15 protein-coding genes are annotated in these 16,320 nt (G+C 65.5%); 7 read left to right on the top strand and 8 right to left on the bottom strand.

What is annotated here, in order from left to right; genetic code table 11:
* Positions 1-16: 16 nt before the first annotated feature.
* Together C0V72_RS01710 and C0V72_RS01705 are read left to right on the top strand one after the other, a co-directional pair.
* The gene (locus C0V72_RS01710; RefSeq protein WP_101791483.1) at positions 17-946 is read left to right on the top strand and encodes an electron transfer flavoprotein subunit alpha/FixB family protein; all 930 of its coding nucleotides are present in this window, start codon (positions 17-19) and stop codon (positions 944-946) included.
* A gap of 71 nt (positions 947-1,017) precedes the next feature.
* The gene (locus tag C0V72_RS01705; protein ID WP_101791482.1) at positions 1,018-1,890 is read left to right on the top strand and encodes an energy transducer TonB; all 873 of its coding nucleotides are present in this window, start codon (positions 1,018-1,020) and stop codon (positions 1,888-1,890) included.
* A 12-nt stretch (positions 1,891-1,902) separates the two neighbouring features.
* Here C0V72_RS01705 and C0V72_RS01700 read toward each other — a convergent pair whose 3' ends face one another.
* From C0V72_RS01700 to C0V72_RS01680, 5 genes are all read right to left on the bottom strand, one after another.
* Positions 1,903-3,186: a DUF445 domain-containing protein gene (locus tag C0V72_RS01700; RefSeq protein WP_442792541.1), complete on the bottom strand. Its 1,284-nt coding sequence runs from the start codon at positions 3,184-3,186 to the stop codon at positions 1,903-1,905.
* A gap of 56 nt (positions 3,187-3,242) precedes the next feature.
* Entirely contained in the window at positions 3,243-6,794 is a 3,552-nt protein-coding gene (locus tag C0V72_RS01695) for an efflux RND transporter permease subunit (protein ID WP_101791480.1), read from the bottom strand.
* Between the two features lie 78 nt (positions 6,795-6,872).
* Complete coding sequence (locus C0V72_RS01690; RefSeq protein WP_172438866.1) at positions 6,873-8,063, bottom strand: efflux RND transporter periplasmic adaptor subunit; 1,191 nt, start codon at positions 8,061-8,063, stop codon at positions 6,873-6,875.
* A gap of 247 nt (positions 8,064-8,310) precedes the next feature.
* Complete coding sequence (gene sciP / locus C0V72_RS01685) at positions 8,311-8,610, bottom strand: CtrA inhibitor SciP (protein ID WP_101791478.1); 300 nt, start codon at positions 8,608-8,610, stop codon at positions 8,311-8,313.
* Positions 8,607-9,101 carry a hypothetical protein gene (locus C0V72_RS01680; protein WP_143704499.1) on the bottom strand — a complete coding sequence of 165 codons (495 nt, stop codon included), beginning with the start codon at positions 9,099-9,101 and terminating at the stop codon, positions 8,607-8,609. The genes sciP and C0V72_RS01680 overlap by 4 nt, the downstream gene beginning before the upstream one ends.
* Before the next feature lie 127 nt (positions 9,102-9,228).
* Between C0V72_RS01680 and mnmA the strand changes: the two genes are divergently transcribed.
* Positions 9,229-10,398: a tRNA 2-thiouridine(34) synthase MnmA gene (mnmA, locus tag C0V72_RS01675; protein ID WP_101791476.1), complete on the top strand. Its 1,170-nt coding sequence runs from the start codon at positions 9,229-9,231 to the stop codon at positions 10,396-10,398.
* On the opposite strand, the gene C0V72_RS01670 is transcribed toward mnmA, so the two are convergent.
* A complete protein-coding gene (locus C0V72_RS01670) occupies positions 10,395-10,763 on the bottom strand; it encodes a hypothetical protein (protein ID WP_101791475.1) in 369 nt (122 codons plus the stop codon). The two genes, mnmA and C0V72_RS01670, sit on opposite strands and share 4 nt — an antisense overlap.
* Positions 10,764-10,798: 35 nt before the next feature.
* On the opposite strand from C0V72_RS01670, the gene C0V72_RS01665 reads away from it, so the two are divergent.
* Complete coding sequence (locus tag C0V72_RS01665) at positions 10,799-11,944, top strand: serine hydrolase domain-containing protein (RefSeq protein ID WP_101791474.1); 1,146 nt, start codon at positions 10,799-10,801, stop codon at positions 11,942-11,944.
* Between the two features lie 34 nt (positions 11,945-11,978).
* On the opposite strand, the gene C0V72_RS01660 is transcribed toward C0V72_RS01665, so the two are convergent.
* Entirely contained in the window at positions 11,979-12,806 is an 828-nt protein-coding gene (locus C0V72_RS01660) for a PhzF family phenazine biosynthesis protein (RefSeq protein ID WP_101791473.1), read from the bottom strand.
* Positions 12,807-12,817: 11 nt separating this feature from the next.
* Positions 12,818-13,474, bottom strand: a complete 657-nt coding sequence (pdxH, locus tag C0V72_RS01655) for a pyridoxamine 5'-phosphate oxidase (RefSeq protein WP_101791472.1) — start codon at positions 13,472-13,474, stop codon at positions 12,818-12,820.
* 139 nt (positions 13,475-13,613) lie between these two features.
* Here pdxH and C0V72_RS01650 point away from each other — a divergent pair, with 139 nt between their 5' ends.
* The 3 genes from C0V72_RS01650 to fabI are packed head-to-tail and all read left to right on the top strand — an operon-like array spanning position 13,614 to position 16,298.
* Entirely contained in the window at positions 13,614-14,606 is a 993-nt protein-coding gene (locus tag C0V72_RS01650; protein WP_101791471.1) for a DnaJ C-terminal domain-containing protein, read from the top strand.
* 15 nt (positions 14,607-14,621) lie between these two features.
* Positions 14,622-15,491 carry a YihY/virulence factor BrkB family protein gene (locus tag C0V72_RS01645; protein WP_101791470.1) on the top strand — a complete coding sequence of 290 codons (870 nt, stop codon included), beginning with the start codon at positions 14,622-14,624 and terminating at the stop codon, positions 15,489-15,491.
* A complete protein-coding gene (gene fabI / locus C0V72_RS01640; RefSeq protein ID WP_101791469.1) occupies positions 15,492-16,298 on the top strand; it encodes an enoyl-ACP reductase FabI in 807 nt (268 codons plus the stop codon). It abuts the gene before it with no gap.
* The last annotated feature ends 22 nt before the right edge of the window (positions 16,299-16,320 follow it).

Here is a 16,320-nt window from a genome sequence, read left to right as displayed (position 1 = left end):
TTGAAGGGATATTGAGATGAAGACTCTGGTTCTCGTCGAACATGACAACACCAAGGTGCAGGATGCCACGCTGGCCGTGGTGACCGCCGCGTCGAAGCTGGGCGAAGTGCACCTGCTGGTCGCCGGCCACAACTGCGGCTCGGTCGCCGAGGCTGCCGCCAAGATCGCCGGCGTTGCCAAGGTCCACGTTGCGGATGATGCGGCCTATGCCAACGGGTTGGCCGAAAACGTCGCCCCGCTCGCGGCCGCGCTGATGGCCGATCACGACGCCTTCCTCGCCGCTGCCACCACGCAGGGCAAGAACGTCGCCCCGCGCGTTGCCGCACACCTCGACGTGATGCAGGTCAGCGAGATCCTGTCGGTCGAAGGCCCCAAGACCTTCACCCGCCCGATCTATGCCGGCAACGCCATCGCCACCGTCGAATCGACCGATGCCAAGCTGGTGATCACCGTGCGCGGCACCGCCTTTGAAAAGGCGGCCACGGAAGGCGGCTCGGGCACCGTCGAAGCCGTGAGCGGCGCGGGCGATGCGGGCACCTCCAGCTTCGTCAGCTCGGAAATCGCCAAGAGCGAGCGTCCCGAACTGACCAGCGCCAAGATCATCGTCTCGGGTGGCCGTGCGCTGAAGGACGCGGAAACCTTCGATGCCACCATCACCCCGCTCGCCGACAAGCTCGGCGCCGCCATCGGCGCGAGCCGTGCGGCGGTCGATGCGGGCTATGTGCCCAATGACTATCAGGTCGGCCAGACCGGCAAGATCGTCGCCCCCGAGTTCTATTTTGCCATCGGCATTTCGGGCGCGATCCAGCACTTGGCCGGGATGAAGGACTCCAAGGTCATCATCGCCATCAACAAGGACGAGGACGCCCCGATCTTCCAGGTCGCCGATATCGGCCTGGTCGCGGACCTTTACACCGCGGTGCCAGAGTTGACCGACGCGCTGTAAACGCTTCATCGCAAGAGACTTTATTCTGCAAAAAACCTCCGACAGTCTCTCGGGATTGTCGGAGGTTTTTTATGCGTCGCACCCTGATTTCCCTCACTGCCCTGTCCGTCCTCGCCGCCGCCGCCCCTGCGCAGGCCGATGTCGTCACGCTCAAGCCCAGCAGCCCGTGGAATGCCGATTTCGGCGAGGACCGGTGCAGGCTGGCGGGGTATTTCGGCGAGGGTGAAGACCGGCACTTGCTGTTTTTCGAGCAATACTGGCCCGCCCCCGGCGCTGGCCTGACGGCAGCGGGCAAATCCTTCAACCGTTTCAACAATGGCGCAGCCACGGCGCTGCACACTGCCGAAGGGCGCCCCCCGCTTGAAACCCGGCCATTCAAGGGGGATGTCGAGGGGATCGGCGACGCGCTCGTCTATTCCGGCATCAATCTGGCCTATGGCCAAGCCGAGCCGGAGCAAACGGCTGGGGCGGGCGGCCTCCCCGCGCTCGACACGCGCTATGCGGCGGGCGTGGAATATCTCTCGTTCCGTCAGCGCGGGCAGGAAGTCCGCTTTGATACCGGGTCGCTGGGCAAGGCCTTCGAGGTTCTCAACCAGTGCACGGCGGGCCTGCTGACCGCTTGGGGGCTTGATGCCGAGCAGCACAAGACAGCGCAGCGGCTGCCGCAATGGACAAATGGGCAGGACGTGGTCCGCAAGATCATGGCCCGCTATCCGCGCAGCGCGAGCGCCATCGGCGAGCAGGGGATCACGCGGCTGCGGGTTATCGTGAACGAGGCGGGCGCGGTGGAAAGCTGTGTGGTGTTGAAGGCGACGACCACCAAGAAACTGGAAAGCCCGGCCTGCGATCTGATGCAGGAAGCCCGGTTCGAGCCCGCGCTGGACGCTTCGGGCAAGCCGATGCGGTCCTATTATGTGACGTCGATCACGTACAAGATGCCGTAACGCGCCCCGCCCTTACATGACGGTGGTGAGGAAATGCAGCGTCATCCCCACCAACCCGCCCACCAGCGTCCCGTTGATGCGGATGAACTGCAAGTCGCGGCCCACGGCGCCTTCGACGCGGTCGGTGATGGTGCGGGCGTCCCAGCGCTTCACCGTCTCTGACACCAGCCGCACGATCTGGTCGCCGTAGCGGGTGGCGACGCCCACTGCGGTGCGGCGGGCGAAACGGTTGATCTGGAGTTGCAGCCGGGTGTCGGCTTGCAGGGCCCCGCCCAGTTCGGCGAGCATGCCGCGCATGTCCGCGCCCATGCTGCTGTCAGGATCGCGCGCGCGGGCGATCAGGGACCGGCGGATGCGTTCCCACACGCCGGTCCACCAGACGGCAACGGCCGGGTTGGCGATCAGGTCGCGCTTCATGTCTTCGACCTTGGCGCGTGTCTCGGGGTCGTGCTGCAAGTCCTGCCCCAGTTTCGCAAGGCCTTCCTCGATCTTCGCGCGCAAGGGGTGATCGGGGTTCACCAGCACCTCGGCCAGCAGCTTGTACAGCCCGTCGAGCACATTGGACGAGATCGTCTTGTCGATCCCCGCCCAGCGCAGCACGCCCGCCACCCGCTGGTGGATGATGTCGCGGATGGTATCCTCGTTGTCCTCCAGCGTCAGCCCGGCCCAGCGCACAAAGCCATCGATCAGCGGCTGGTGGCGTTTGTCGGCCATCGTGGTTTCGATCATCCGGCCCGCCAGCGGGGCGATGTCGAGTTTCGCAAGCTGGCTCGCAAGGCCCGATCGCACCTGATTGCCAAGCCGGTCGGGATCCAGGCTTTCGAGCACTTCGGCCAGCAATTCAGCCGCGCCGCTGGTGATCCGGGAGCGTTGGTCGATGCCCCCCCGGTCAGGGGAGGCCGCCAGAAATTCGCCTGCCGCCTTGGCGACATTCATCACCGCCATGCGGCGCGCCACCACGGCGGGGGTGAGGAAGTTTTCGCGCAGGAAGGCCGCCATCGTGTCGGCGATGCGGTCCTTGTTTTCGGGGATGATCGCCGTGTGCGGGATCGGCAGGCCGAGGGGGCGGCGGAACAGGGCGGTGACTGCAAACCAATCAGCCAGACCGCCGACCATCGCGGCCTCGGCAAAGGCGTTGACATAGCCCCAGGCGGGGTGCGCGGCGACAAGGCCGTGGGTCGCGATGAAGACCAGCGCCATGGCGGCGAGCATCCCCGTCGCGGTCCAGCGCATGCGCCGTGCACGATCAACCGTCAGCGGCTGGCCGCCGAAGGTCAGAGGCCGTGGGGAACGCATCGCCATGCCGTAGCCTTAGCGCGATCAGGGCGTCGCAGTCACGCCCTGATCGCGGGTTACTCAGCCGGTTCCCGGCCCGGTGGCAATTTGCCGAAGCCCGCATAGGGCCGATCAGGGATGGTATCGGCCGCGCCAAGTTCATCGCCCGGCTTGTACGTCAGCATCCGCGACCGCAACCAGGGGCCGACCCGCTTTTCGAGCCCGTCCGCCAGACTGAAACCGGCGGGCACGATCAGCAGCGTCAGCAGGGTGGACAGCACCAACCCGCCGATCACCACGATGCCCATCGGCTGGCGCCATGCCCCGTCACCCGACAGTGACAGCGCCACCGGCACCATGCCCGCCGTCATCGCCACGGTGGTCATCACGATCGGCTGGGCGCGCTTGTGCCCGGCATCGAGGATCGCATCGAGCTTGCCCACGCCCTTGTTCATTTCCTCGATCGCAAAGTCGATCAGCAGGATCGAGTTCTTGGACACGATGCCCAGCAGCAGCAGGATCCCGATATAGACCGGCATCGAATTGGGCTGGCCCAGGAGCCAGATCAGCAGGATGCCGCCCAGCGGTGCCAGCAGTAGCGAGGTCATGTTGACCAGCGGGCTCATCAACCGCTTGTAGAGCAACACCAGCACCGCAAACACCAGGCCGAACCCGGCGAAGATCGCTATGATGAGGTTGGCGATCAGCTCGGCCTGCCATTCTTCCTCGCCCACCACATCGCGGATGACGCCGACAGGCAGGTCTTGCAGCACCGGCAGTGCATCGATCTGCGTCTGGGCATCGCCCTTCAGCACGCCCGCAGCAAGGTCAGCGCCCACCAGCACGCGGCGGTTCTGGTTGTAACGCTGGATCGCGGTCGGGCCGGAGCCGAAGGTGATGTCCGCAACCCGGCTCAGCGGGACCGAACCGCCATTGGCGAGCGGAACCGGCAGGTTTTCGATCGTGCGATAGTCCGTGCGCGCGGCCTCCGACAGGCGCACCACGATCGGGATCTGGCGATCCGACAGCGAGAAGCGCGCGGCGTTCTGTTCAATCTCGCCCAGCGTTGCGATGCGGATCGTCTGCGACAGGGCGGCGGTGGTGACGCCCAGTTCGGCGGCGATCTTGTCACGCGGGGTGATGATGATTTCCGGGCGGTTGAGATCGGCACTGATGCGCGGGGCGACCAGCGATTTCAGGCCTTTCATCTCCTCGACCAGCCGGGTCGCGGTCTGATCGAGCAGCACCGGATCGGACCCGGCGAGCATCACGGTCATATCGCGGCCCGACCCGAACCCGCCCGACTGCGACTGGAAGCGCACGCGGGCATCGGGGAACTTCGCCAGCTCGGGCGCCAACTCACGCTCAAACTCAACCGAGGTGCGCGCGCGGTCTTCCTTCAGCTTGACGAAGATCGACGAGGTTTCGCCCAGCCGGATCCGTTCGAGCAAGCGCTCAACCTCAGGCTCGTCGCGCAGGATATCGCCAACGGCATTCACCACCCGGCGGGTTTCCGCCAGCGTGGTGCCGGGCACCATCTCGATTTCGACGCGGCTGTTTTCATCGTCGATGGTCGGCTGGAACTGGCCGGGGATCAGGCCGAACAGCAGGATCGTGACGAGGAAGGAAAACCAGCCAATGCCAACCATCCAGATGCGGTGATCGTAAAACCGCGCGGTCAGCCAGCGCGTGCCCTGTCCAAACCGGCTGTCGCCGTTCCCGGGCAGCTCGATCAGCTTGAAGGTGGCGAAAGCCGCAAGGAAGGACAGCAGCGACACCAGCAGAACCAGCGCCACTTCAAATACCTTGGCGACAACCTTGTAGAGCGCCGCGTTGGTATCGGCCGAAACCGCAAGGGCGATCTGCTTGTGGACCTCAAGCCCAAGGATACCCTTCCACGGCGGCAGCGCGCCGGCGCCCGCAGCAATGCTGGCCGACACGGAGCCATTGGCGAATTCGAACATCGCCAGCGCCGAGACCAGCAGCAACGCGATCACACTGAGCAGCAGCGAGGGGACATACAGCATCCGGCGGCGCGGGCCAGTGAGCCCGGCGCGGCGCACGGCCATGCGGCCGGTATCCAGCGTCCAGGCCAGCACGCGCATATAGGCATCGATCAGCGGGCCTTCGCCGTGTTCGGCATGGCCCTTGGCCTTGAGGAAATAGGCCGCCATCAGCGGCGTCAACATCCGCGCCACAGCCAGGCTCATCAGCACCGCGATCACCACGGTGATACCGAAATTCTGGAAAAACTGACCCGACACGCCCGGCATCAGGCCGACCGGCAGGAACACCGCGACAATGCAGAAACTGGTGGCGACCACCGGCAGGCCGATTTCGTCAGCCGCGTCGATACTCGCCTGATAGGCCGATTTGCCCATCCGCATATGCCGCACGATATTCTCGATCTCCACGATCGCATCGTCGACCAGCACCCCTGCCACCAGCGCCAGCGCCAGCAGCGACAGGAAATTGAGGTTGAAGCCGAGGTAATCCATGAAGAAGAAGGTGGGGATCGCCGACAGCGGAATGGCGACCGCACTGATAAAGGTCGCGCGCCAATCGCGCAGAAAGATAAAGACCACCACCACGGCCAGCACCGCGCCTTCGACCAGCGCCCACATCGACGATTTGTACTGGCCGCGGGTGTAGGTGGTGCTGGTGGAAAACTTGATGAATTTGACGCCGGGGTTTTCCGCCTCGATCTTGTCCATCTCTGCCAGCGCCGCATCATAGACCGTGAGGTCGGATGCGCCGCGCGCGCGGTTCATGAGGAAGTTCACGACCTCCTTGCCGCCGACTTCGGAGATCGAGGTGCGTTCCGAAAAACCGTCGCGCACCTGCGCGATATCGGCCAGGCGCACCGTCCGGCCACCGCCGAGCTGCACCTGGGTTTGCGACAGCGCAAAGGCCGTGTCGGAATTGCCCAGCACCCGCAGCGACTGCCGGGTGCCGCCGATCTCGGCAAGGCCGCCTGCGGCATCGAGGTTGCTCTGGCGCAGCGCGGCGTTGATCTGCGAGGCGGTGACGCCGAAGGACTGCATCCGCGTCGGATCGAGGATCACCTCGATCTGCCGGTCGACCCCGCCGATCCGCTCGACCTCGGCCATGCCTTCGATCTTGAGCAGCCGCTTGGCAACCGTGTCATCGACAAACCAGCTGAGCTGTTCCAGCGTCATGTCATTGGCTTCGACCCCGACATAGCCGATCGGTTCGCCCACAACGTCGACCTTGGATACCTGCGGCTCCAGAATGCCGTCGGGCAAGCTGCCGCGCACCCCGTCAATCGCGGTTTCCACCTCGTTGACCGCTTCGATCAGGTTGGTGCCGATCTCGAATTCGACAAAGGTGTTGGAACTGCCTTCGCGCGCGGTCGACTGGATCGAATTGACCCCGCTGATCGACCGCAGTGCGCTTTCGACGCGCTGGGTGATCTGGTTCTCGATCTCGGTCGGCGAGGCACCGGGCTGGGCAATGTTGACGATGACAGCGGGGAAGTCGACATCGGGGTTATTGGTCACGTCCATCCGCATGAAACTGATGATCCCGGCGAACAACAGGCCGGTGAACAGCACCAGCGGGATCACCGGGTTGCGGATTGACCAGGCCGAGATGTCGCGAAGTGCCATGATATTCCTGCCTGTATTGTGCCGGTCTGTGGCCTGCCCCCCCAAGTTACGCGCCGCGCGCTTGCGGGGATGAATGCGTTACTTTTTGAAGGGTTGCGGGTTGACGGTTTCGCCCGGATTGAGGAACCCGCCGGCCCGCAGCACCACCCGCTCGGTCCCGTTCAGGCCTTCGGTGATGGCGATCCCGTTGGCCGTCACCGCGCCCGTCTTGACCGCGCGCCGCATGGCCTTGTTGTCCGATCCCACCACATAGACAAAGCTGCCCTCCGCATCGGCCAGCACCGCGCTTTCGGGAAGCACCGTAGCGCTGAAGCTGCCGCTGTTGATGCGGGCTGTGGCAAAGCCGCCGGGCCGCAATTCGGGCGCGAAGGACAAGGCGATCCGCGCTGTGCCCTGACGGCTGGTCTGGTCGATGACAGGGGCGATCTGCCAGACCTGCCCGGAAAATTGCTGGGTCGATCCGGTCGGAATGATCGTTGCCATCGTGCCGACCGACAGCTTGGCGAGCTGTTCTTCCGAAAGCTGGGCGAGCATTTCCATCTCGCCGCCGCTGGCGATGGTGAACAGGGCTGTCGAGCCGGCGCCAACGGTCTGACCAGGCTCGACATTGCGGGCAAGGACATAGCCGGTGGCGGGCGCATAGATATTCAGCCGTTCGTTGCGCGCGCGTTGTTCGGCCAACTGCGCCTGCGCCACCTTGACGCGGGCAACAGCTGCATCGCGGGTCGCGGTCAGCCGGTCGACATCGGCCTTGGAGACAAAGCCGCGCGCCACCAGTTGCGCGGCGCGGTCAAGGTTGGCCTGCGCCAGATTGGCATCGGCGCGCGCGACTTCGATCTGCGCGGCCTGCGCTTCGGCTTGCTGGACCTGCACCGAACGGTCGATCACCGCCAGCACCTGACCCTGCTGCACCCAATCACCCGCATCAACGGTCACGCGCAGCACCTGCCCGCCTTCGCCCACCACGCCCACCGGCATGGGGCGCCGCGCCGCCAGCGTGCCGGGCGCTTCGATTTCACCGGCAACGGTGGTCTTCCCCGGCGTTACGACCGTGACAGAGGGCGCCTGCGAGTTGTCATCATCCACCGCGACCGGCTCGCCGCCGGCCAAAGCGAAATAGGCGGCAATCGCCAGCAACAGCCCGAACACGCCCAACCCGCCGAGGGTGAGCCAGCGCGGGATCGCAGGCGCACGCAGGCCGCGCGCACCCGTCAATTCGGTGCTGACGCCGTCGGCAGCCTCGGCCCTGATCGTTGTCTCGTAATTCATCGCCATTCCCTCACTCGGGGCAAAGCCGCGCCGCACGCAGGCGTTATGCCGAGTGTATTACTCGTCTAAGTCACCAACTGCAATGCCTGATAGAATGTCAGGCGCTTGGCCGCAATGCGCGCATCGACCGATGACTTGCTGCCTAGACGAAAGGCTGGAAAGCAGAAGCGCCGCAAACGACCGAGGCCCCGCACCGCAGCGCGGGCGAGGCCATGGGATCATGGATAAGGCGGCAATCGCCGCCGCGTCAGTATTTGAGCTGGCGTTCGTAGAGGTCGCGGTAATGCTGGATCTTGGTGACGCGCAGGCCGTGCATGCCCGATCGATCGACCGCGCGTTGCCACGAGGCGAACTCCTCCAGCGTCAGACCATAGCGCGCCAGCGCCTCGTCCAGCGTCAGCAACCCGCCGTTCACCGCTGCCACAACCTCGGCTTTGCGGCGCACCACCCAGCGCTTGGTTGCAGGAGAAGGCAGGTCAGCAAGGGTCAGGGGCTCGCCAAGCGGGCCAATAACCTGTGCGGGGCGGATGTCCTGGTTCTCAATCATTGTGTGTCTCTCGCCGCGCCGCGGACCGCGTCGGATGAAAATCCGGCCGCGTCACCATGGCGGTTTGCTTTGCTCGTTCCGACCATCGCATCCAGAGCTTTAGATTGCTCTAAAGTAGTATGGTTAATGCCAGGTTCGCTATCATCCAGAAGCGCAAAGTAACTGGCGGCTGCATCGCCAAAGCTGGCTGCGACCGCTTCGATCGGGGCCTGCGATTCGGTGCGCAGCAGCAAGCGCAAGTCGCGCGCGGCGTTGAGGCGGGCGGTCAATTCGCTCCATTCCACCGCGCGCAGCGCGTCCCCTGCCCGCCGCGCCGCGCTGCCGGCGAATCGGTCGTCTGCGCTGACCGCCACGGCAGCGGACAAATGTGACCGGCCCTCGACCGGATAACCCGTTCCCGGCGCGCCTTGGATGGCACTGCGTGGCTTTGCTTTTTCGAACATCATCCCCTTGTCTAACCCGAGTGCGTCAAAATCCGGTAAAACCGGCATTTACCCTAGCTTAGGAATAGTGCTGGACGGGCAGGCAAGATCAGGGGGCAAGATCGGGCCCAGGATCGGGGCGCAGATTTGGCCCCACTGGCGAAGCGGGCGCAGCATCGCTATAGGCGCAGCATCCATGGAAACGCCCGACCTTCTTGCCGCCAGCCCGATCACCGGGCCCGATGCCGCCGCGCTGTTCGATCTGCCGCGCCCTGCGGCCGATTGCCGGATCGTCGTGGCGATGAGCGGCGGGGTCGACAGCTCGGTGGTCGCCGCGCTTGCCCATGCCAGCGGGGCGGAGGTGATCGGCATCACGCTCCAGCTTTATGATTATGGCGCGGCAACAGGCCGCAAGGGCGCGTGCTGCGCGGGCGACGATATCCGCGATGCGCGCGCCGTGGCCGACCGGCTGGGCATTGCGCATTACGTCTTCGACCACGAAAGCGCCTTTCGCGAGGACGTGGTCGAACAGTTCGCCGACGAATATCTTGCCGGGCGCACGCCGGTGCCCTGCATCCGCTGCAATATGGGCCCCAAGTTCACCGACCTGTTCCGCATGGCGCGCGAACTGGGCGCGGATTGTCTGGCGACCGGGCATTATGTCCGGCGGGTGATGACGGCGGACGGCCCGCAATTGCACCGCGCCTTCGATCCGGCGCGCGATCAGTCGTATTTTCTCTACGGCACCACCGAAGCCCAGCTTGATTACCTGCGCTTTCCCTTGGGCGGAATGCCCAAGCCGCAGGTGCGCGAACTGGCCGAGGCAGCAGGCCTCAGGAACGCGGCCAAGCCCGATTCGCAGGACATCTGCTTTGTGCCCGATGGCAATTATGCGAAGATCGTCACCAAGGTTCGCCCCGAGGGCGCGGCCCCCGGCGCCATCGTCCACGCCGCCACCGGCGAGCCGCTCGGCACGCACAAGGGCATCGTCCACTTCACCGTGGGCCAGCGCAAGGGCCTCGAAATCGGCGGACAGCCTGAACCGCTCTATGTGATCGGCCTTGATGCCGCTGCGCGCGAGGTTCGGGTCGGGCCGAAGCGGATGCTGGCAGTGAACGCCGCGCGCGTGACCGAAACCAACCGTATCGGCCTGCTGGATGGCGAGCCGCTGACCGCCAAGGTGCGCAGCCTCGCCAAGCCGGTGCCCGTGACGCTCGAAGGCGCGCTGGGCGACGGCGCGGCGGTTACGATCCGGTTCGAGACCCCCGAATATGGCGTCGCCCCCGGACAGGCGGCGGTGATCTATGCCGGAGAGCGTGTTGTCGGCGGCGGATGGATCGATTCGACCGAAAGGGTTGAAGCCTAACCCTCGTAAGGCTCAAGCACGCAGCCATATCCCTTGCGGTAGGTCGCGGTGGCTTCGGCCACCAGCGGGAAGCGGGCGGTGACGCTTTTGGCCTCGGGATCGTCGCGCAGGGTCACGGCCTCCATCCCTGCCAGCTTGTCCTTGCGGCAATCTTCAAGGCTGCGTCCGGCGACAAACCGGCACGAACAGCCCACCCGCGCCGAATAGGCCGACGCAATGCTGGCATAGCCGTTGATCGGTTCGCGAAACGCCCACGCCGCCCCACTGATGCCCACGGCGACGATCGCCAGCACCCACAGCCCCCAGCGTCTGGACCGACCCGCCTGAGGTCGCGGCGCACTGCGCGCAGCGGGTGATTTCGCCATTGCCAAGCCTTCATGCTTCAGGGAATGAGGGCGCGATGACCCTCAACGAAGCTGTCCTTAACCGCGCGTTTCCCCTCGCGCCAGTCCTGCTGATGCTCGCCAGCTGCGGGGCCGCGCCGACCGCCGAACAGCCGCTTTCGCCCGAAGCGCTGGCGGCGGTGACGCCCGACGCCGGCGCACCCAAGGACCAGCTGGCCCGCCAGATCGACGACCTGTTTACGCAAGCCGGCCTTGGCGAAACGCGCGCGGTGGTGGTGATGGCGGGGGGCAAGCTGGCCGCCGAACGCTATGGCCCCGGCTATGATCCGGACACCCGCTTTGTCAGCTGGTCGATGGCCAAGACCGTCACCGGCGTCTTGATCGGGATGCTGGTGGCCGATGGCCTGCTGGCGCTGGACGAGCCCGCCCCTGTCCCCCTGTGGCAGCGGCAGGGCGATCCGCGCGGGGAAATCACGCTGCGCCACCTGCTCCAGATGCGCAGCGGTTTGCGCCACACCGAAGCCGGCGATCCGCCCTACGAATCCTCCGAAGTGCGGATGCTGTTCCTCGATGGGCGCGACAACATGGCCAAGTGGGCCGAAGAACAGCCGCTGGAAGCCGAGCCGGGCAAGGTGTTCGAATATTCCTCCAACACCAGCGTGATTCTGGCCGACATCGCCGCGCGCGCCCTGACCAGCAGCGACAAGCCGGAAGCGCGGCGCAAGGCGGTCGCGGATTACTTGCAGGAACGGCTGCTGGGCCCGCTCGGCATGACCAGCATGGTGCCCGAATTCGATGCGAGCGGCACCTTGATCGGCGGCAGTCTGATGCACGCGAGTGCGCGCGACTGGGCCAAGCTGGGCGAAATGCTGCGCCTCAAAGGCCGCGCGCCGGGCGGCGAGCAATTGGTGCCGCAGCGCTGGGTTGAAGCGATGATCTCGCCCTCGCCCGCCAGTCCGCATTACGGGTTCCAGACCTGGCTGAACCGTCCGATCCCCGGCACCGATCCGTCGGCGCACCCGCTGTTTCCCGACCGGGCGCCGCAAAGCGTGTTCAGCCTGATCGGGCATATGGGGCAATATGTGCTGGTGTCGCCCAGCCAGCGCGTGACGTTGGTCAGGCTTGGCCATTCGGACAGCAAGGAACGTCCGCCGATGTTGCAGCAGGCGGCGGATATTCTCGAACTTTATCCGGTCAGGTAGCGCCCCTTCGCTCTCCTCTTGAGAGGAGGGGGGGTCAGAGGTAAAATGCACCCTCGACCACGGTCACGCAGGGCCCGCCGAGCCATGCGCGGCCGCCGTCTTCGTCTTTGGCAAGCCGCAAGGTCAGATCACCGCCGCGGGTGCTGGCCTGATGCGCGGTAAAGCTGCTCCGCCCCAGCCGCGCGGCCCAATAGGGCGTCAGCACGGCATGGGCCGATCCGGTGACGCTATCCTCGTCGACCCCGCCGCCCGGCACGAACACGCGGCTGACGATATCGGTCTTGTCGCCCGGGGCCGTCACGATGAACTGGTCGCTGCCGAGCCGTTCCAGACCCCGTATATCAGGCGTCAACGCGCGGATGGTGGCTTCGCTGTCATAGAGGTAGATGTTGTAGCCCAGCGGCGAGCGGGCAATGTCCAGCGGCTCGGCCCCAAGCAGGCGGATCGCCTCGGCCTGATGGGCCGCGGTGTCTAGCTGGGTGGCAATCGCGGGAAGCGCCAGTTCATAGCCATCCCCGGCGCGCACCACCTCAAGGATACCTGACTTGCGGGTCCGGAACGTCACGCGCTGGCGCGCCTGCCCTTCACCATCGCGGGTCAGCAGCACATGCCCGCTGGCAAGGGTGGCATGGCCGCACAGCGCGATTTCATAGGTGGGGGTGCACCAGCGCAGCTCCCAGTCTGCGGCGCCGGTGGCATCGCGCACGACGAAGGCGGTTTCGGCAAACAGGTTTTCCGCCCCGATGGCCACCAGCACATCATCCGGCAGCCATTCGTCCAGCACCATCACCGCCGCCTGATTGCCGCCAAATGGCCGGGCGCTGAAGGCGTCGACGTGCCAGTAGGGGATTTTCTGCGGCATGTTCGCGAACCTCAAGGGTAAAGCAGCGTGTCGGACCACGGCGCATCGGCATCGGCGCGGATGAATTCGCGGCGGTCGTGCAGGCGGTTGTCGCGGTCGATCCAGAACTCGATCCGGCGGGGCGAGAGCGTGAAGCCGGTCCAATGGGCGGGCCGGGGAACCTTGCCTTGCGCCTCATGCTCGGCCCACAAATCCTGCACGCGGTCGAGATAGGTCTGGCGGTCGGGCAAGGGACGCGACTGGTCGCTCGCCGCGCTGCCGACCTGGCTGGTGTAGGGGCGCGAGTGGAAATAGGCGTCGGCGCGTTCGGGGCTGACCTCGATCAGCGGGCCTTCGATGCGGATCTGGCGGCGCAGGCTCTTCCAGTGGAACAGCAGCGCGGCCTGCATATTGGCGCGGATCTGCCCGCCCTTGCGGCTGTCGGCATTGGTGAAGAAGGTGAAGCCGCCGCCTGCGATTTCAGCCTTGCCATGCCCCTTCAGCAGCACCATCCGCACCGACGGCGCCGCATCGGCGGTGGCGGTCGCGAGCGCCATCGCGTTGGGATCATTGATCTCGCCCACCTGAGCGGCGGCAAACCATTCCTCGAACAGAACGAACGGATCGGCGCCGGCAGGCAGCACGCTGTCGGCCAGTTGCGTGTCGTCGAGAGGGGGGGCGTCGTGCATGAAAAGGTGTCCTTGCTGAACCGGAGCGGGACATAGGGGGCCGCTGGCACGGTGAAAAGTGCGTCTCTTGCAATTTCGCGCCAGCCTTGCGCCCAGCATCGGCTTGCGCAGCCGCGCTGTCTCACCTAGCTAATACGCCATGCGCGATCCCTACAGCACTCTTGGCATTGCCCGCACGGCGTCCGAGGCGGACATCAAGAGCGCCTATCGCAAGCTCGCCAAGGAACTCCACCCCGATCGCAACAAGGATAATCCCAAGGCATCGGAGAAGTTTTCCGACGCGACCCGCGCCTATGATCTGCTGTCCGACAAGGCCAAGCGCGCGCAGTATGACCGGGGCGAGATCGACGGCGATGGCAACCCGGCCAATCCTTTCGCGGGCATGGGCGCGCGGCCCGGCTATGGCCGCGGCGGCACCTATGGCGCTGGCGGTGGCGGCGCACCGGGCGGCGGCGACTTTGGCGGGTTTGGCGCGGATGATGTCGATCTGGGCGACCTGTTCGAAGGCCTGTTCGGCGGCCGCGCGCGCCAGCAGCAACAGCCGCCCCCGCGGCGCGGCTTTGGCCGCCAGCCCCCGCCGCCCCCGCCCAAGCGCGGCGCAGACATCCAGTACCGGCTCGCCGTACCTTTCGTCGATGCCGCCGCCGGACGCGACCAGCGCATCACGCTGGCCGATGGCAAGGCGATCAATCTGAAGCTGCCGCCGGGGGTTGAAGACGGCACGATGATGCGCCTGAAGGACAAGGGCCACCCCGGCACCGGCGGCAATGGCGATGGCATCGTGATGGTCGAAGTGGGCACCCACCCCTTCTTCCGGCGCGAGGGCGACAATATCCGCATGGACCTGCCGATCACCCTTGATGAGGCGGTGCGCGGGGCCAAGGTCAAATGCCCGACAGTGGACGGCGCGGTCATGCTGACGATCAAGCCGGGCAGCAGCAGCGGCACGGTGCTGCGACTGGCGGGCAAGGGTTGGACGCGCAAGAATGGCAAGCTGACCGACGGCAAGGCCGAGCGCGGCGATCAGCTGGTCACGATCGAAATCCAGCTGCCGGCCGATCTCGCCGCGCTGGAACAGCGGCTTGATGGCTGGCTTGATCCGGCGCGCCCGCGGGAGAAGTTCGGCCTGTAGCCGGGCGATTTGGCCATGCTGGCGCGTCTTACCCAAGAACCCCGTCTTCGCCATGCTGGCAGGGTCGCCCGCCGCGTTGTGATCGATACCGTCAACGACGGCTTCATCCACGCGGGCAATCTGGCCTATCTGTCGATGGTTGCCATCTTCCCCTTCTTCATCGTCGGGGCAGCGCTGTTCGATCTGATCGGCGGCCGCGACAATGCCGAAACGCTGGTGCTGACCGTCGCCCGCGCGATGCCCGATTCGGTGGCGGCGGTGATTACCCCCGTGGCCGAGACAGTCATCTATTCCCGCTCGGGCTGGCTGCTGTGGGTGGGGGCGCTGCTGGGTCTGTGGACGGTGAGCAGCCTGATCGAAAGCATCCGCGATATCCTGCGCCGGGCCTATGATACCAAGACCGGTCGCACGTTCTGGCAGAAACGGCTGGTCTCGGCCGGACTGATCCTGGGGGCGGTGCTGCTGATGATGCTGTCGCTGTTTGCGCAGGTGCTGATCGGCGGCGCGCAGGAAGTGATCGGCGCGGCGTTCCCGCAGCTCAGCCAATGGATCGGCGCGCTCAGATTGTCCCGGATTGTCCCGGCGCTGGGGCTGGCCGGATCGCTGTGGGTGCTGTTTGTCACCCTCACGCCGCTGTCGTTCCGCGGGCGGCAGTGGCCCAAGTGGCCCGGCGCGCTGTTCACGACCGTGTGGTGGCTGGCGGTTGCTGCGGCGCTGCCAGTGGTGCTGCGCAGTGTCTTCGCCTATGATCTCACCTATGGCAGCCTTGCAGGCAGCATGGTGACCTTGCTGTTTTTCTGGCTCGTCGGGCTTGGGCTGGTTATCGGGGCAGAATTGAATGCGGCGCTGGCGCATGAACGTGCGCAGGCCAAGGAGAATGCATAAATGACCGGACTGATGCAGGGTAAGCGCGGCTTGATCATGGGCCTGGCCAACGACAAGTCGCTGGCCTGGGGCATTGCGAAACAGCTGGCCGAGCACGGGGCCGAACTGGCCTTTTCCTATCAGGGGGATGCGCTGGCCAAGCGGGTGAAGCCGCTCGCGGCCGAGCTGGGCAGCGATTTCACCTTCGAGTGCGACGTGTCGAGCATGGAATCGCTCGACGCGGCCTTTGCCGCCCTGAAGGAACGCTGGGACAGCATCGATTTCGTGGTTCACGCCATCGGCTATTCGGACAAGAACGAACTGCGCGGGGCCTATGTCGATACCAGTCTCGACAACTTCCTGATGACCATGAACATTTCGGCCTATTCGCTGGTGGCGATCAGCCAGCGCGCGGCCGCGATGATGCCGGAAAGCGGCGGCACGATCCTGACGCTGAGCTATTACGGCGCGGAAAAGGTGATCCCGCACTACAATGTGATGGGCGTGGCCAAGGCCGCGCTGGAAACCAGCGTCAAATACCTTGCCAATGACCTGGGACCGCGCGGCATCCGGGTGAACGCGATCAGCGCCGGGCCGATCAAGACGCTGGCAGCAAGCGGGATCGGCGATTTCCGCTACATCCTCAAGTGGAACGAGCTGAACGCGCCGCTGCGCCGCAATGTCACCATCGACGATGTCGGCGGGGCGGGTCTGTATCTCCTGTCCGACCTGTCTTCGGGCGTGACCGGAGAGACGCATCATGTCGATGCGGGTTATCACATTGTCGGCATGAAGCAGGAAGACGCGCCGGATATTGCGCTTTCTTAAGGGTGGCGCGTTAAGGAGCGCA

Source organism: Porphyrobacter sp. TH134 (assembly GCF_002855495.1).
In the GTDB taxonomy this organism is placed as follows: domain Bacteria; phylum Pseudomonadota; class Alphaproteobacteria; order Sphingomonadales; family Sphingomonadaceae; genus Erythrobacter.
Note: the sequence above shows the minus strand (reverse complement) of the source record. Positions and strands in the feature narration are given on the sequence as shown.

Bases quoted from the DNA above. Each gene is read 5' to 3' on its own strand.
- C0V72_RS01660 (WP_101791473.1), bottom strand. From the start codon at position 12,806: ATGCCGCAGAAAATCCCCTACTGGCACGTCGACGCCTTCAGCGCCCGG.
- C0V72_RS01695 (WP_101791480.1), bottom strand. From the start codon at position 6,794: ATGGCACTTCGCGACATCTCGGCCTGGTCAATCCGCAACCCGGTGATC.
- pdxH (WP_101791472.1), bottom strand. From the start codon at position 13,474: ATGCACGACGCCCCCCCTCTCGACGACACGCAACTGGCCGACAGCGTG.
- C0V72_RS01700 (WP_442792541.1), bottom strand. From the start codon at position 3,186: ATGCGTTCCCCACGGCCTCTGACCTTCGGCGGCCAGCCGCTGACGGTT.
- C0V72_RS01665 (WP_101791474.1), top strand. From the start codon at position 10,799: ATGACCCTCAACGAAGCTGTCCTTAACCGCGCGTTTCCCCTCGCGCCA.
- C0V72_RS01705 (WP_101791482.1), top strand. From the start codon at position 1,018: ATGCGTCGCACCCTGATTTCCCTCACTGCCCTGTCCGTCCTCGCCGCC.
- fabI (WP_101791469.1), top strand. From the start codon at position 15,492: ATGACCGGACTGATGCAGGGTAAGCGCGGCTTGATCATGGGCCTGGCC.
- C0V72_RS01680 (WP_143704499.1), bottom strand. From the start codon at position 9,101: ATGCCGGTTTTACCGGATTTTGACGCACTCGGGTTAGACAAGGGGATG.
- sciP (WP_101791478.1), bottom strand. From the start codon at position 8,610: ATGATTGAGAACCAGGACATCCGCCCCGCACAGGTTATTGGCCCGCTT.
- C0V72_RS01690 (WP_172438866.1), bottom strand. From the start codon at position 8,063: ATGAATTACGAGACAACGATCAGGGCCGAGGCTGCCGACGGCGTCAGC.
- C0V72_RS01670 (WP_101791475.1), bottom strand. From the start codon at position 10,763: ATGGCGAAATCACCCGCTGCGCGCAGTGCGCCGCGACCTCAGGCGGGT.
- C0V72_RS01710 (WP_101791483.1), top strand. From the start codon at position 17: ATGAAGACTCTGGTTCTCGTCGAACATGACAACACCAAGGTGCAGGAT.
- mnmA (WP_101791476.1), top strand. From the start codon at position 9,229: ATGGAAACGCCCGACCTTCTTGCCGCCAGCCCGATCACCGGGCCCGAT.
- C0V72_RS01650 (WP_101791471.1), top strand. From the start codon at position 13,614: ATGCGCGATCCCTACAGCACTCTTGGCATTGCCCGCACGGCGTCCGAG.
- C0V72_RS01645 (WP_101791470.1), top strand. From the start codon at position 14,622: ATGCTGGCGCGTCTTACCCAAGAACCCCGTCTTCGCCATGCTGGCAGG.